The organism is Colwellia sp. 5_MG-2023, from assembly GCF_030547795.1.
GTDB lineage: Bacteria > Pseudomonadota > Gammaproteobacteria > Enterobacterales > Alteromonadaceae > Colwellia.
Map to the genome: position 1 here is coordinate 47,164 of NZ_JAUOPW010000022.1, position 15,362 is coordinate 62,525.

Genomic DNA, 15,362 nt, shown 5'->3' on the forward strand with positions numbered 1-15,362 from the left:
GCTAAATAAGGATTTACTATGCCAACAATGATAAAAAAAGATCAAATAGCCGAATACATTGGCTTTCAATCAGCGCCAACACCTTGGCACGTAATAAGCCAAGAGCAAATTAATCAATTTGCAGATTGTACGCTCGATCATCAATTTATCCATGTTGATGAAGAAAAAGCGAAAGCAACACCTTTTGGTTCAACCATCGCTCATGGCTTTTTATCTTTATCTCTATTGTCGCATTTTGCTGAAGATTTCAGTGTCATTATCGACGGCTTCTATATGGGCTTAAATGCAGGTTTCGATAAAGTCAGATTTTTACAACCCGTTAAAGTTAATAGTCGCGTAAGAGCACATGCTAAGACCTTGGTAATTGAAGAGAAAAAGCCTGGGCAATATCGTTTATGTACAGAAGTAACGGTTGAAATAGAAGGTTGTGATACCCCCGCACTTGTTGCTGAATGGGTTTCTGTACAAATGGTTAAATAATTGTCGTTATTATAAAAAGAATTCTTAAGGAAATATTATGTCAATCAGTTTTGAAGGTAAGGTCGCCATTGTTACTGGCGCAGGTAACGGTTTAGGTCGCTCACACGCATTAGCACTTGCAGCCCGTGGTGCAAAAGTTGTTGTTAATGATTTAGGTGGTGCTCGCGACGGTAGCGGTGCCTCGTCAGAAGCTTCTCAAGAAGTAGTGCGTTTAATTGAAGCGCATGGCGGCGAAGCAATTAGCCATGGTGCTAATGTTGCCAACTTCGATGAAGTGCAAGATATGGTTAATCAGACCATGGAAAAATGGGGGCGTGTTGATATTCTTATCAACAATGCAGGCATTTTACGTGATAAGTCTTTTTCAAAAATGACGTTAGATGACTTTAAACTGGTGATGGATGTTCACGTGATGGGATCGGTTAATTGTACTAAAGCCGTTTGGGAAATTATGCGTGCACAAAATTATGGCCGTATTGTGATGACGACCTCATCAAGTGGTATGTACGGTAATTTTGGGCAATCAAATTACGGCGCTGCAAAAATGGCGGTACTAGGATTTATGAATACGTTAGTGCTAGAAGGTGCAAAGAACAATATTCGCGTTAATGCCTTAGCGCCAACTGCTGGCACAAGAATGACAGAAGACTTAATGCCTCCAGAAATTGTGCAAGCCTTTGCTCCTGAAGCAGTAACAGCGGGTATGTTAACCCTGTGTGACGAAGAAGCGCCAAATCGCTTTATTTTATGTGCGGGGGCAGGTGGCTACTCAAGTGCTGGTATGTTTGAAACCGAAGGATGTTTTATTCCAGAGCATAAACAAAGCCCTGAAACTGTACTTGAGCACTGGTCTGAATTAACCGACCAAACAGGGCAAGCAGCGTTAATATCAGGTGATAAACAAGGTGAAAAGTTTGTGTTAAAAGCGATGGCGTTTATGAAGTCACAACAAAAATAGTCATACAGCACTTTGTTTATTAAACATTTAAAAGCGTAGGTAGTAATTAATAAGTAACTAATAACTAAGTCATTGAGCTAAGTCATTGAACTAATTCATTGAAGTAATGGGGAGTCATCATGAGAGAAGCAGTAATAGTATCAGTAGCACGTACGCCAATAGGTAAAGCATATCGCGGCGCATTTAATGATTTATCAGCACCAACATTGGCAGCGGTTGCGGTAAAAGCAGCAGTAGAGCGTGCGGGCATTGATGCTAATGAAATTGAAGACTGTATTTTTGGTGCAGCATTAACGCAAGGTAATCAAGGCATGAACTTTGGTCGTCAAGTTGCTATGGCTGCCGAGTTACCAGTATCAGTTGCTGGTATGACGATTGATCGTCAATGTTCATCAGGTTTAATGTCGATAGCAACGGCAGCAAATCATATTGTTTGTGATGGTGCTCAGGTTGTTGTTGCTGGTGGGTGTGACTCTATTAGTTTAGTACAAAATGATAAAATGAATATGCACCGTGCGGTTGACCCAAGTGTAAAAGCTTATCGTCCAGCGATATATATGCCAATGCTAGATACCGCAGAAGTTGTCGCTGAACGTTACAATATTTCAAGATCAGCACAAGACGCTTATGCCCTTAAATCTCAGCAACGTACAGCAGCAGCTCAAGCTGAAAACAAATTTGACGATGAAATTGTCCCTGTAACTGCAACCAAGTTAGTGATGGATAAAGCAACAGGTGATATCAGCAAAGAAGAAGTTACGCTAACTAAAGATGAAGGTAACCGTCCGTCGACTAACCTCGAAGGCTTATCAACATTAAAAACCGTAAAAGAAAACGGCACCATTACCGGCGGAAATGCGTCTCAGCTTTCTGACGGCGCAGCTGCGGTTGTGGTGATGGAACGCGGATTAGCCGAGCAACGTGGTTTAAAACCATTAGGTGCGTATCGAGGTATGGCTGTTGCCGGTTGTGAACCCGATGAAATGGGTATAGGTCCTATTTATGCTATACCTAAATTATTAGCACGTAAAAATTTAACGATGGATGACATCGGTTTATGGGAAATTAATGAAGCCTTTGCCGTGCAAGTTTTATATTGTGCAGAAAAATTAGGTATTCCAGAGGATCGTTTGAATGTAAATGGTGGTGCAATTTCAATAGGACACCCTTATGGCATGAGTGGTACACGTATGGTTATGCACGCATTAATTGAAGGTAAAAGACGCGGTGTAAAATATGTTGTAATCAGTATGTGTATTGGCGGTGGTCAAGGGGCAGCAGGCTTGTTCGAAGTACTGTAATCGTAGGGTAAGTAAATAAATATCAGTAATCATGTATTAATAAATAAGTTTTCATAAATAAGAGTGCTATGAACAATAATAACAATGGCACTAAAATTAGTGATTGGGGAGAGAAAATAATGGAAAAGATTTGGCTTGAGAAGAGTTATCCGGCAAATGTTGAATTTGAGATAAACCCAGATAAATATAGCTCTTTAGCGGAGTTGTTTTTTAAATACACTAAATTATATAAGGATAATGTAGCATTCATTAATATGGATACTAGCATTACTTATCAAGAGCTTGAGCAGCAAGCTACCGACTTCGCTGCCTATTTACAATGCGATTTAGGATTAGTGAAAGGTGATAAGTTCGCCATTATGATCCCTAATATTTTGCAATACCCTATTGCACTCTTTGGTGCTCTGATTGCTGGGTTAACGGTCGTAAACGTGAATCCACTGTATACACCGCGTGAATTACAACATCAATTAAAGGATTCTGGTGCCAAATCTATCCTAATCCTTGAAAATTTTGCCAATGTATTGGAAAGCGTTATTGATAACACTGATGTTGAGAAAGTTATAATTACTGGTGTTGGTGATCGATTAAGTAAAGTGAAAGGGGCAATTGTCAATTTCGTCTTAAAGTACGTTAAAAAACAAGTACCAGCATATAACTTACCAAATGCAGTTAGGTTTAATCAAGCCATGGCAAAAGGTGCGAAGCTTAACTTTACCTCAGTGCCTGTTAATGGTGAAGATTTAGCTTTTCTACAATATACCGGTGGTACAACAGGACCTTCAAAAGGCGCAATGTTAACTCACCGTAATTTAATTGCAAATATTGAACAATCTAATGCATCGACTAAAAATGTTTACGAAATAGGTAAAGAAATAATGGTCACGGCTTTACCTTTGTATCATATCTTTGCATTAACCTCTAATTGCTTGTCTTTTATGCCTTTTGGGGGCGCAAATCTATTAATTACCAACCCAAGAGATTTAGATGGTTTTGTTAAAGAATTAGCTAAATATCCTTTCACTGCTATTACAGGGGTTAACACGTTATTTAATGGTTTATTGCATACGCCAGGCTTTGAGCAACTTGACTTTAGTCATTTAAAACTAGGTTTTGCTGGTGGTATGGCGGTACAGCGTCCAGTGGCCGAATTCTGGGAAAAAGTAACAGGAACACGTTTATTAGAAGGGTACGGCCTAACGGAATGTGCCCCATTAGTGACGATGAGCCCTTATAACCAAGAAAGCTACAATGGCTCTATTGGTGTACCAGCACCGTCAACCGATATACGTTTAATTGGTGATGACGGTAAAGAAGTTGCGTTAGGTGAGCCCGGTGAAATGTGGGTGAAAGGACCACAAGTAATGAAAGGTTATTATAACCGTCAAGATGCAACTGATGAAGTATTGCAAGACGGTTGGCTAGCAACGGGTGATATTGCCACCGTTGATGAAAACGGTTTTTTCAATATTGTTGACCGCAAAAAAGACATGATCATTGTTTCAGGGTTTAATGTTTTCCCAAATGAAATTGAAGAAGTGCTTGTTATGCATGAAGGGATCCTAGAAGCAGCTGCCATTGGTGTTAAAAACGAGGTTACCGGTGAAGCCGTAAAAGTATTTATTGTTAAGAAGGATCCTAACTTATCAGAAAAAGATATTTTCGATTTGTGTCATGAAATGCTGACTAACTATAAACGTCCTAAATTTATTGAATTTATGGATGACTTACCGAAAACAAATGTCGGAAAAGTCTTAAGAAAAGAATTACGAGAATAAGTCACAAGTAATAGCACTTTCATTAAGTTTATTAACATGACTATTTGCCAATATAGGCTTAATAGAAAGTAACAACAGCGTTATCTGATGTGTTGATTCATTAGATAACGCTGTATCACATTGCTGTACCTCAACGCCGCACATCAGGACAGCACCAAAAAAGAGAAACATCATGACTACTTATACCGCAATTAATTTAATCGCTCGTCCAACTGGAGGGCCAATAGGTCCAGAATTATTTGACGTTGTACAACTTGATATGCCAACGGTGGGTAACGGGCAATTTTTAGTAAAACAAAATCACATGTCGTTAGACCCTGCAATGTTTGGTTGGATGAGCCCAGATACTGAAAGCTATATTCCACCCGTGGCATTAGGTGATGTTATGCGCAGCTCTGGTATTGGTGAAATAGTAGAAAGTAATCATCCTGATTTTAACGTAGGTGATCGTGTTATGGGCATGATGGGTTGGAAAGAATACCATTTAAGTGACGGCACAGGATTAAATAAAGTGTCTGCGCCACTCCCAGACGAAGCTATTTTATCTGTTTTTGCCTTACCTGGTTTAACGGCTACACAAGGTTTATATAGTATTGGTAAGCCGCAAAAAGGTGAAACCTTAGTAGTGTCTGGTGCCGCAGGCTCAGTTGGCTCTATTGTGGGGCAGCTAGCTAAAGCGGACGGTTTAACGGTTATAGGTGTCGTTGGTAGTGATGAGAAAGCCGATTGGGTTATTAACGAATTAGGTTTTGATGGCGCGGTTAACTACAAATCAGCAAACTTGCCTGAAGAGTTAGCCAAACTAACGCCACGTGGTGTTGATGTTTACTTTGAGAATACTGGTGGGCCAATACAACATCACGTATTTGATCGCATGAACGCCCATGGCCGAATTGCTGTTTGTGGCTTGATTGCGGATTATCCAAAGCAAACACCAGATTTAGGTCCAAACTGGATACCTATCATTAAAAAGCGTTTAACGGTTCAAGGTTTTACCATGCCAGATCATTTCGGTGAGATTCCAGCGTTATTAGAAAAACTTACACCGTATGTTATGGCGGGGAAAATCAAACATCGTGCGCATGTTCTTGATGGTTTACCGTCAGCAATGACAGGGTTGAACTTATTTTTTACTGGCAAAAACAAAGGTAAGTTGATTGTTAAAATTTAAGTAAACTCATTTTGACTTATTTTAACTTAACTTAACTTAACTTAACTTAACTTAACTTAGCTTAGCTGAACTTAGCTTAACTGAACTTAGCTTAATCACATAACACCAATAATTATAAAAAATAAGGACACATATGGACTTTTTAAGAACTGACGATAGTTACTTTTCAACGTTAGAAGGTTATAAATTTTCACCCAATTATTTACTCGTTGATGATACTGAAGGTGGGCAACTTAGAGTCCATTATGTTGATGAAGGCCCTAAAGATGCCCAGCCAATATTGTTATTACACGGTGAGCCATCATGGAGCTATTTATACCGTAAAATGATACCACCACTGGTTGGGGCAGGTTATCGCGTTATTGCACCTGACTTGGTTGGTTTCGGTCGCTCTGATAAACCAACAAAACGCACTGATTATACCTATCAACGTCATGTTGACTGGATGCACAGCGTGCTTAATCAGTTGGAATTAACAAGTATTACGTTATTTTGTCAAGATTGGGGTGGGTTAATCGGTTTACGTTTAGTCGCAGAGCAAAGTGATCGCTTTGCCCGAGTTGTTGCAGCAAATACTATGCTACCCACAGGAGAACATTCACCGGGCGAAGCTTTTATGAAGTGGCAAAAAAACTCGCAAGAAATGCCAGTATTTCCAGCTGCTAGTGTTATTAATGGCGGTACAAATTCAGATTTAACGCCGGAAATCCTCGCTGGCTACAATGCTCCTTACCCTGAAGAAAGTTATAAAGAAGGTGCTCGTCAGTTTCCATTATTGGTGCCAACTAGCCTTGATGATCCCGCATCAAAAAGTAATATTGCTGCTTGGCAGGTGTTAACTCAGTGGAATAAGCCATTTTTAACGGCATTTAGTGACAACGATCCTATTACTTGCGGTGCAGATAAAATATTACAAAAACTTATTCCTGGTACCAAAGGGCAGGCGCATACAACCATTGAAAATGGCGGGCATTTCCTACAAGAAGATCAAGGTGAGAAAATAGCGCAAGTGATTATTGATTTTATCAAAGCCAATAACTAAGCTTTTAATACCAATCTCACGAACGATGAGATCATTTCTACTTGTTAAAATAAAAAGAGGACTTAAACAGTCCTCTTTTTTTGTACAGTTGCTTATACTACAGCTTTAATACAATGGTTGAATCAAGTACGATAGCTGCATCTAAAGCCGCTAACATAGCTTTTCTTTCTTTTAATTTAGTACCATGATGTGCTGTCATATTTAATGTTAGCATTTGTTTAGCGATACGCTTCGCTGTTACCATTAACTGCTCTGGCTCTACTACCGTATCTAAAAAACCTGCGGGAACGGCTGCTTCTGGAGAAAACAATTCTGCGTTAATGACTGAACGTGTTAAATAATTAATTGGAATGCGATTACGTGCGATTTCTATACCCGCTTGATGCATCGTCATACCAATGGCAACTTCATTTAAGCCTATTTTAAATTCGCCTGAACTGCCAACACGGTGATCGCAACTCAATAACAAAAAGGCACCTTTCGCGATGGCATGACCAGTACATACACCGATAATAGGGAATGGAAATGACAACATCCGACGTGATAATGTTGAACCTGCAGTAACTAATGCTACCGCTGACTCTGAACTTTCTTTCATGGTTTTCAAATCAAAACCGCCTGAGAATATCCCCGGCTGGCCAGTTAAAATAACGACAGCACCTGCCGATTCTGCTTGATCTAAAGCATCATTTATTTCCACAATCACCTGAGGAGAAATAGCGTTAACCTTGCCATTTTTTAAGGTAATTGTTGCAATTTGTTCAGTAATATCTAAATCGATTAATTCCACGGTATTTCCTCGTGCTAAATAATTATAATCTAACCAAAACTTGCTGCTTTTTGATAGGCAGGTCTTTGCTTCATATTTACAAGATAAGCTTTGATATGTGTTCTGTTTTCTAACAAGCCAAGGTTATCAGCGATGTCTAACATAATTGTCATCATAATATCTGCTGCGCTAAAAGCACCGTCAGCAAAATAAGTACGTTGGCTTAACGTATCGTCAATATATGAAAAGTCTAGCTGTAGTTCTTTCGCAATATAACCATCAAGCGGTTTGTTACCCTCACGGGTTTCCATCGACATTAATAAGCTACTGATTATTGGTAAACTTAATGACCCTTCAGCAAAATGAAGCCATTCTAGATATTGATAGTATTGAGCGCTATCAATCTTAGGTCTTAAAGTATCATTGCTTGCTTGGTTAAGAATATAGCCCATTATTGCGCCGGATTCACATAAGGTAACATCGTTATCAACAATAATAGGAGCCTTAGCTAATGGGTGAATTTTCTTCAAACTTTCAGGCGCTAAACCTGTTTGCGAGTCTCGTTCGTGATTAACTATGTTATAGGGCATATTCAGTTCTTCTAGTAACCAAATAACGCGAGTTGAACGTGACTTATTTAAATGGTGAATCGTTATCATAATAAGGTAATGCCTTAAATTTTTGTACAGCTTCAACACTAGAGTTGAAGCTGTAAATGGAGTAATAGAATAACAGTATAACTTAAAAAAACTGCTTATAACTTACCGTAACAACAAGAAACTTATTGGAATTGGTATTACGCAAGCTCATCAATAACATTGCTTTGCTTTTTAACTTTTTGTTGTTGTTTTAGTGCTAGCTCTAGGTTAACTTTCGAGCGAAAAAATCGCACTAGCATTCCTGCAGTAAACAGCATAATTAAAGTGTATATTGCTGGCGTAAATGACATTTGATAATTCGCTAATAAAGTGAGTGCCATAAACATTGATAAAGTACTATTTTGTAACCCTACCTCAATTGTAATAGACGTAGTTTGTGCGGTATTTAAGCCAAACCAACGACTCGAATAATAACCTAATGCCATGGTAGAAATATTAAGAATAAGTGACACAGGGCCGGTTGCTATAATGGCAGAAACAATAATGTCTTGCTGAATATACGTTAAAAACATGACCAATAGGGTTAAAAATAATACACCAAATCGTGATACGTGTATTTGTGAGCTATCGGCAAATTTAGGGGCAAACGCTTTAATTAACATACCAATAATAATAGGCACTATCGTTAACTTCATTAAACTTATCATGGTTGCCATCATAGGTAATTGAAATTCATTGCCTTCACCCATAAAATGCTGCAAAGAGAGGTTTAACACAATAGGAATAGTAAAAACGGTGATCAAACTTGCTACCGCTGTCATGGTAACTGACAAGGCAACATCGCCTTTCGCCAAATGGGTAAACATGTTTGAGGTGGTTCCGCCTGGACATAGCACGAGTAGCATTACACCAACGGCATATTCAGGCTCTAGTGGCATAATATTAGCTAATCCAAAACCAATCAAAGGTAAAAGTATTAGCTGATTGAGTAAACCTACGGACACTGCTTTTGGGTATTTTAATACGCGCTTAAAGTCGTTAGGAACAAGCGATAATCCCATCCCCATCATAATGAGAAATATGCAAATAGGAACGACTTTCGTATTGACCATTGTTATTAACTCTGTGCCTTCCATATTCATATCTCCAATTATTAAATAGTTTATGTCTGGTGAGGTTAGTTAACTCATAAAGAAATTATTTGCCCCGTATTAGCATCTGACGTTCCTGATAACACGCGTTGATAAATAGGGTTGATTTTTTCACTGTCTGTTGTGTGCTCTATCGTGATGGTGCTTTGGCAAAATTGAATATAATTGAGTAATGACAAGCCGATTTTTTGCATTACTGTATTAGTACCCCAGTCATCTATCCGTTTTTTAAGTTGTGTCGGGGCAAAAAAGAAGGTTGGCGTAACGCCAGGTAAGGTTGATATTTTACTTAGTTCATCTGGTAATAAATCATCATGATGGGTTACGCCTATACGGCATGAATAACGTAATTGATCGCCAAAATGATAATGAATTTTTGACAAAATACTTTGGCTACCAGCCATATCAACCACAACTGATAATTGCTTAGCGTCTAAGGTGGCAATTTCGTCATAGCTAATGACTTCATCATAGCAACCTAAAGAGGCGACAAAATCACGATGAGTTGCAGAAGTAATACCAATACTCGGGACTGTTCCTCGTTGTTTAATCGCAAAGGCAAGGGCTATGCTGGTTTTACTTGATGCACTGGTAATTAAGTATTGCGAAGCACCAAAATACTGATTGTCATCGATAAAATCATCAACCAGCCAAGAGGTAGTAAATAAACCACGAACAAGTATGTCGAAATCTTCATTTTCTACTGAATAAAAAGGGTTAGCACTTACAAGTTCAAATACTGAATATAAAGGAGCAAGTCCTTTTCTATACGAGCTAACATCTGAAAAACCATTTTTATTAACGTTACCTGCTAGAATTTTTACGTGGCTTGCCATTGGCATGAAGCCCCAAACGCGTTGGCCTACGCTAATGTGCTCATTATTCGAGGCAATAACGTTAGCAAATCCCATCACTGGTAATCGACCCCATTGTTTTTCGCTTGCTGGTTCAGCTGGAAAAAATCGCCAATATCCTAGGCTATCACCCGCTACTCCATAACTGATGTTATTGGCGGTAAGAGCAAATTTATCGACTTTAAGCACAACTTCATTTTCACTCAGTGGCATTGCAATTGTTGATGTTGTTAAGCGTGTTGTTTGTAAATTAGCTTTTTCAACTTCAAATGTTTGAACGTTAATATCCTGCATTTTAGTACCTTGCATTTTAATTTCCTTAACTTTGGCTTGTCCTATTTACCTATTTACTATGCTTGTCACCTTGGTAAGTTTTAGCTAGCAACAAGGGGATGTCTACGGCAATATTATTCGTTAATGAAGTGGGCTATTGCGTTGTTAATTTCGGGTGATTTTTCATGCGTAAGCCAGTGCGTAGCATCACAAAAACGTTCAATACGGCAATCGGGTACATATTCTTCAATACCACTAAGGTTCTCATTGACAAAAGCTTGATCATTTTCACCCCAGAGAATAAGTGTTGGTACATTGATTCTTATTTTTGGAATTCTCATTTTGCTTAGCTCAGAGACTTGTGCGGGATTATCCTTACTTTCTTTTTCATGGTGCGAATTAGGATTAGCAGCAAGTTGTGGCATCGCACGATAATATTGCAACATACCGTTAATGGCATCAGGTTGTTGCCATGCTTGCTGGTAATTGTTAATTTCTTCGTCGGTAAAAATAGCTGGAGTTGACGCTACTAATATCTTTTCACGTAAGAATTTATAATTATTATCAGCTAATAAATGTTCAGCTCCCGCGCTGATCAATTGATGAATGTAGGCACTTTTTTCTCGTTGAATTGGATTATTGATCATTTCGCGGGTAAAAGTACTTGGATGAGCAGCATTTAAAATAATCAATTTTTCAATATATTGAGGGTAGAAAGCAGCTAATGGCCAAGCTATTGCGCCGCCCCAATCATGAGCGACTAAGTAGACTTTTTTACTTGGACTGACAGCACGGATAAACTTGGCAAAAAATTCAATTAAATTAGGTATTTCGTAAAACGAAACATCTTCAGATTTACCACTCAAGTTATAGCCCGGTAAATCAGGCGCAATAACATGATGATCAGTACAAAAGTAATCGAGTTGAGCTTGCCACGTTTGCCAATATTCAGGAAAACCATGTAAAAATAGTAAAGTAGAGCCTACTAAAGCTTTATTTTTAGTAGGACCCGCTGACACGTAATGAATGTTAACGCCGTCAATAAGTGCGAAGTTACTTTGAAGTTTCATGGTGATTAATTAAAAAAAGAAACAGCGTTATTAAGTGATTCACGTTCGGTACGTGTGTTATTGACCGCAGCACTTTCGTCGGCGTAACCAAACGACATGCCGAACAAAATACCGCGTTGTTCAGGTAACTGTAGGACTTTTTTAACCGGATCTGGAAATTGTCCTAAGGCACCTTGCATACAACATGAAATTCCATGTTCTTCCAGTAGTAAGGCTAGTGTTTGTGCATAAATACCAAGGTCGACCGCGCCCATAATGTCTAAATATTTATCCATAGTAAAAAAAGCCGCATGGGGAGCATCAAAAAATTGCCAGTTGCGTAACATCGACATTTGTCGTCCTGTTTTATCTTCACGACTAACACCTATTGAACTGTATAGCGCATTAGCAGAGCCAAACTGACGTTCGCGATGAATACCTTCATATTTTGCTACCCAATTAAAATCAGGGTTAGGCGCGACACCTTTCATCACTGCCGCAACCAAATCAGCTTTTAATTGCTCTTTCGTGTTGCCAGAAACAACACAGGTCTGCCAAGGTTGAACATTACAATTTGAAGCCGCTTGTTGAGCTTGGCTAAAAATTGCTTCTAATAAATCCTGTGGAACAGGTTTGTCTAAATAAGCGCGAACAGAATAGCGTTTTTCTAAAAGAGCATTTAATGACATAAGAAAACCTTAATAATGTGTAAATTAATAACTGTTACTTTTATATGTTAAAAATAGCATTAACAGTAACTTAAAGATAAATGTATGTAATTTAGTATCACTCATGCTAAAGCCGATATTTTTATAATGCCAATGAATAATTATCATTGTGATGTATTCATAAAACATATAGTTATCAAAATAAGCGGAATTAAAAAATAAATATCCCTTGTAGTTATGGGATAACAAGGAAGTTACCGAGAATTAGTCAAAATAATAGCGATGCTTAATTTGCTTGAGTATACGAATAATTAATAGTTTCTTATAAGTAATATTCATTTGTTTTATATATGCAGGGTGAATTAGCATGGTTAGTAGAGTAAAGATAACCGTGAACGTTCAGTAATCACCTTGCTACCTAAGTGCATTAACTCAGTTTGTCTGCATCGCTAGCTTAAGTAGGTAAGCTAAATAGCGAGTTAACTAATGACTGAGTATTTGAATTGGTATTGAAAATAACACTTATAAAATTTTTTGATTAAAAAATAATACGGAGAGAAAAAAATGCCTGAGTACAAAGCCCCAATTAGAGATATTAAATTTGTAATGAACGAATTGTTAGACTGCAACACTCACTATCAACAACTCGGTTACACTGATGCCACAGAAGATATGGTGGATGCTATTCTTACTGAAGCGGCCAAATTTACTGAACAGGTTATTGCTCCGATAAACCAAATTGGTGATCAACAAGGCTGTACGTGGAAAGAGGGGGTAGTAACAACACCTGATGGCTTTAAAGATGCTTATAAACAATATGTTGACGGCGGTTGGCCGACATTATCACAAAGTGTAGAGTTTGGTGGGCAAGGGTTGCCACATTCACTTAATAGTGCCATTAGCGAAATGATGTCTTCTGCTAATCATAGTTTTGCGATGTATCCCGGTTTAAGTCATGGTGCACTTGCAACTATTGAAGCACATGGTACTGAGACACAAAAACAACAGTTTATGCCTAAGCTTGTTGAAGGCAGCTGGACCGGCACAATGTGTTTAACCGAGCCACATTGTGGCACTGACTTAGGTATGCTTCGCACAAAAGCCGAATTAAATGACGACGGCAGTTATTCATTAACGGGCACAAAAATATTTATTTCAGCAGGTGAACATGACTTGTCTGACAATATTGTACATATTGTTATTGCACGTATTCCTGGCTCGCCTGAAGGCAGTAAAGGTATCTCTCTTTTTATCGTACCAAAATTCAATGTGAACGACGACGGTACCATTGCCGATAGAAACGGCGTTAATTGTGGTTCGATTGAACATAAAATGGGTATCAACGCCAATGCTACATGTGTTATTAATTTTGATGGTGCCAAAGGTTATCTTATTGGTGAAGTAAATCGTGGTTTAAACTGCATGTTTACCTTTATGAATGCTGCACGTTTAGGTGTTTCACTTGAAGGCACGGCAGCTACTGAAGCGTCTTTTCAAGGTGCATTAGCGTATGCAAAAGACCGCTTACAAATGCGATCTATTAGTGGCGTTAAAAACCCTAATGGTCCTGCAGACCCTATTATTGTCCACCCTGATGTTCGTCGTATGCTGTTAACCCAGAAGTCTATTGCTGAAGGTGGTAGAGCGCTTGTTGGTTATTTATCACAATTAGTTGATATAACGCATGCAGGAAAGGATAAAGCTAAAATAGCTGAAGCAGATACAACGCTTGCTTTATTAACACCTATAGCAAAAGCGCTATTAAGTGAATTAGGGTTTGAATGTACAAGTCACGGCGTACAAATTTTTGGTGGCCATGGCTTTATAAAAGAGTGGGGCATGGAACAACTAATGCGCGATACTAAAATTAGTTGTTTATATGAAGGTACTACCGGTATTCAAGCCTTAGACTTACTTGCACGTAAAGTATTAGGCAGTAAAGGTGCGATTCTAGAACCATTTATGGTTGATATTGGCGCATTTTGTCAGGCAAATGCTGGTAATCCTGCAATGGCGCAACATATACAAGCATTAGGTGCTTACTGTAAACAATGGCAAGAAATTACGACAGACGTGGGTAAAAAAGCAATGAGCAACGCTGATGAAATTGGTGGCGCATCGGTAGATTACTTAATGTTTGCTGGTTATGTAACCTTAGCTTATTTCTGGGCGAAAATGGCAGCAGTAGCTCACAGTAAATTAGAAAGTGCTGGTGAAGATAAAGCTTTTTATGAAACAAAACTTCAAACCGCAGATTTTTACTTTAAACGTATATTGCCGCGCGCTCAAGGACACGCAGCTTGTATTGAAGGTGGTGTTGACTCAATGATGGCAATACCAAGTGAAAACTTCGCCTTTTAATTATTATTAACGCAACGTTAGCGTCAGTAATATTTTAATGGTTAAATTTCATAAGCACAGCAATATAAAATAGTAATACAAAGTAGTAACTAATGTTGGCTCATAGCGTTGGTAACTACTTTTGTTTTTTATAAACAATGTAATTTAGTTTAATTAGCCTGAACTCAGGTTAATTATTGCAATAAAAAGCCAATAGTGAAAAATAACAACCTAATAATAAAGCCAGAATATTAATGAAACTAATAAAAGGGGGCATAAGCGAAAATATAAACATAAATAAAAATGCCTGAAATATGAACAAAGTACATAAGAACCATTAATTTCTGATGATTAATTCAGCACTTAATCAAAATAAAGTAAAAAAATGCAAAATAAGCGAAATTAGCACTTTACAAGAGCGTAACGAAACTTTAATATTCGCCTCGTTCTGAAGCAGCAATGCTTTTTAACTTCAGGTGAGATGGCTGAGTGGTCGAAAGCACCGGTCTTGAAAACCGGCAAGGGTTTGTAGCCCTTCTAGAGTTCAAATCTCTATCTCACCGCCACTTTTAGAGAAACCCGTTAATCGAAAGATTAACGGGTTTTTTGCTTTTAGGAATATAGAAGATAAGGTTTGTAGCGCTGCATCTTCGAGTAGAGTTCAAATCGCTATTTTCACCGCCACATTTAGAGAAACCCGTTAATCGAAAGATTAACGGGTTTTTTGTTTTTAGGTCTTGTTAAATCGGTATTGGCGTTTGTAGCGCTGCACCTTCGAGTAGAGTTCAAATCGCTATTTTCACCGCTACATTTAGAGAAACCCGTTAATCGAAAGATTAACGGGTTTTTTGCTTTTAGGTCTTGTTAAATCGGTATTGGCGTTTGTAGCGCTGCACCTTCGAGTAGAGTTCAAATCGCTATTTTCACCG

At 38.4% G+C, this 15,362-nt stretch carries 14 protein-coding genes and 1 tRNA gene; 8 read left to right on the top strand and 7 right to left on the bottom strand.

The window, feature by feature from the left end:
- Window positions 1-18: 18 nt before the first annotated feature.
- From Q4496_RS13835 to Q4496_RS13850, 4 genes are all read left to right on the top strand, one after another.
- Window positions 19-480 (top strand): MaoC family dehydratase, encoded by a 462-nt coding sequence (locus Q4496_RS13835; protein ID WP_303610661.1) that lies wholly within the window; start codon window positions 19-21, stop codon window positions 478-480.
- Window positions 481-517: 37 nt separating this feature from the next.
- Window positions 518-1,438, top strand: coding sequence for an SDR family NAD(P)-dependent oxidoreductase (locus Q4496_RS13840; RefSeq protein ID WP_215974498.1), 921 nt, complete (start codon window positions 518-520; stop codon window positions 1,436-1,438).
- 119 nt (window positions 1,439-1,557) lie between these two features.
- Complete coding sequence (locus tag Q4496_RS13845) at window positions 1,558-2,739, top strand: acetyl-CoA C-acyltransferase (protein WP_303610662.1); 1,182 nt, start codon at window positions 1,558-1,560, stop codon at window positions 2,737-2,739.
- Between the two features lie 119 nt (window positions 2,740-2,858).
- Complete coding sequence (locus Q4496_RS13850; protein WP_215974625.1) at window positions 2,859-4,517, top strand: AMP-binding protein; 1,659 nt, start codon at window positions 2,859-2,861, stop codon at window positions 4,515-4,517.
- Here the strand turns inward: Q4496_RS13850 and Q4496_RS13855 are convergent.
- Window positions 4,506-4,691, bottom strand: coding sequence for a hypothetical protein (locus tag Q4496_RS13855; protein WP_303610663.1), 186 nt, complete (start codon window positions 4,689-4,691; stop codon window positions 4,506-4,508). The two genes, Q4496_RS13850 and Q4496_RS13855, sit on opposite strands and share 12 nt — an antisense overlap.
- Between Q4496_RS13855 and Q4496_RS13860 the strand changes: the two genes are divergently transcribed.
- On the top strand, window positions 4,690-5,688 hold the full coding sequence (locus tag Q4496_RS13860) for an NADP-dependent oxidoreductase (RefSeq protein ID WP_215974495.1): 999 nt from the start codon (window positions 4,690-4,692) through the stop codon (window positions 5,686-5,688). The genes Q4496_RS13855 and Q4496_RS13860 overlap by 2 nt on opposite strands.
- A gap of 133 nt (window positions 5,689-5,821) precedes the next feature.
- Window positions 5,822-6,730 carry a haloalkane dehalogenase gene (locus Q4496_RS13865; RefSeq protein ID WP_303610664.1) on the top strand — a complete coding sequence of 303 codons (909 nt, stop codon included), beginning with the start codon at window positions 5,822-5,824 and terminating at the stop codon, window positions 6,728-6,730.
- Window positions 6,731-6,827: 97 nt separating this feature from the next.
- Here the strand turns inward: Q4496_RS13865 and Q4496_RS13870 are convergent, their stop codons facing one another.
- The 6 genes from Q4496_RS13870 to Q4496_RS13895 form a co-directional block, all read right to left on the bottom strand.
- Entirely contained in the window at window positions 6,828-7,520 is a 693-nt protein-coding gene (locus tag Q4496_RS13870; protein WP_303610665.1) for a crotonase/enoyl-CoA hydratase family protein, read from the bottom strand.
- Window positions 7,521-7,549: 29 nt separating this feature from the next.
- Window positions 7,550-8,158 (bottom strand): glutathione S-transferase family protein, encoded by a 609-nt coding sequence (locus Q4496_RS13875; protein ID WP_215974492.1) that lies wholly within the window; start codon window positions 8,156-8,158, stop codon window positions 7,550-7,552.
- A 137-nt stretch (window positions 8,159-8,295) separates the two neighbouring features.
- Window positions 8,296-9,234 carry a bile acid:sodium symporter family protein gene (locus tag Q4496_RS13880; protein WP_303610666.1) on the bottom strand — a complete coding sequence of 313 codons (939 nt, stop codon included), beginning with the start codon at window positions 9,232-9,234 and terminating at the stop codon, window positions 8,296-8,298.
- Window positions 9,235-9,284: 50 nt separating this feature from the next.
- Complete coding sequence (locus tag Q4496_RS13885; protein WP_303610667.1) at window positions 9,285-10,412, bottom strand: DUF2855 family protein; 1,128 nt, start codon at window positions 10,410-10,412, stop codon at window positions 9,285-9,287.
- A 98-nt stretch (window positions 10,413-10,510) separates the two neighbouring features.
- Window positions 10,511-11,446: an alpha/beta fold hydrolase gene (locus tag Q4496_RS13890; protein WP_303610668.1), complete on the bottom strand. Its 936-nt coding sequence runs from the start codon at window positions 11,444-11,446 to the stop codon at window positions 10,511-10,513.
- Window positions 11,447-11,451: 5 nt separating this feature from the next.
- Window positions 11,452-12,114, bottom strand: a complete 663-nt coding sequence (locus tag Q4496_RS13895; protein WP_303610669.1) for a nitroreductase — start codon at window positions 12,112-12,114, stop codon at window positions 11,452-11,454.
- Between the two features lie 543 nt (window positions 12,115-12,657).
- Between Q4496_RS13895 and Q4496_RS13900 the strand changes: the two genes are divergently transcribed.
- Window positions 12,658-14,454 carry an acyl-CoA dehydrogenase C-terminal domain-containing protein gene (locus tag Q4496_RS13900; RefSeq protein ID WP_303610670.1) on the top strand — a complete coding sequence of 599 codons (1,797 nt, stop codon included), beginning with the start codon at window positions 12,658-12,660 and terminating at the stop codon, window positions 14,452-14,454.
- 454 nt (window positions 14,455-14,908) lie between these two features.
- Window positions 14,909-14,999, top strand: a tRNA-Ser gene (locus Q4496_RS13905).
- Window positions 15,000-15,362: the final 363 nt, after the last annotated feature.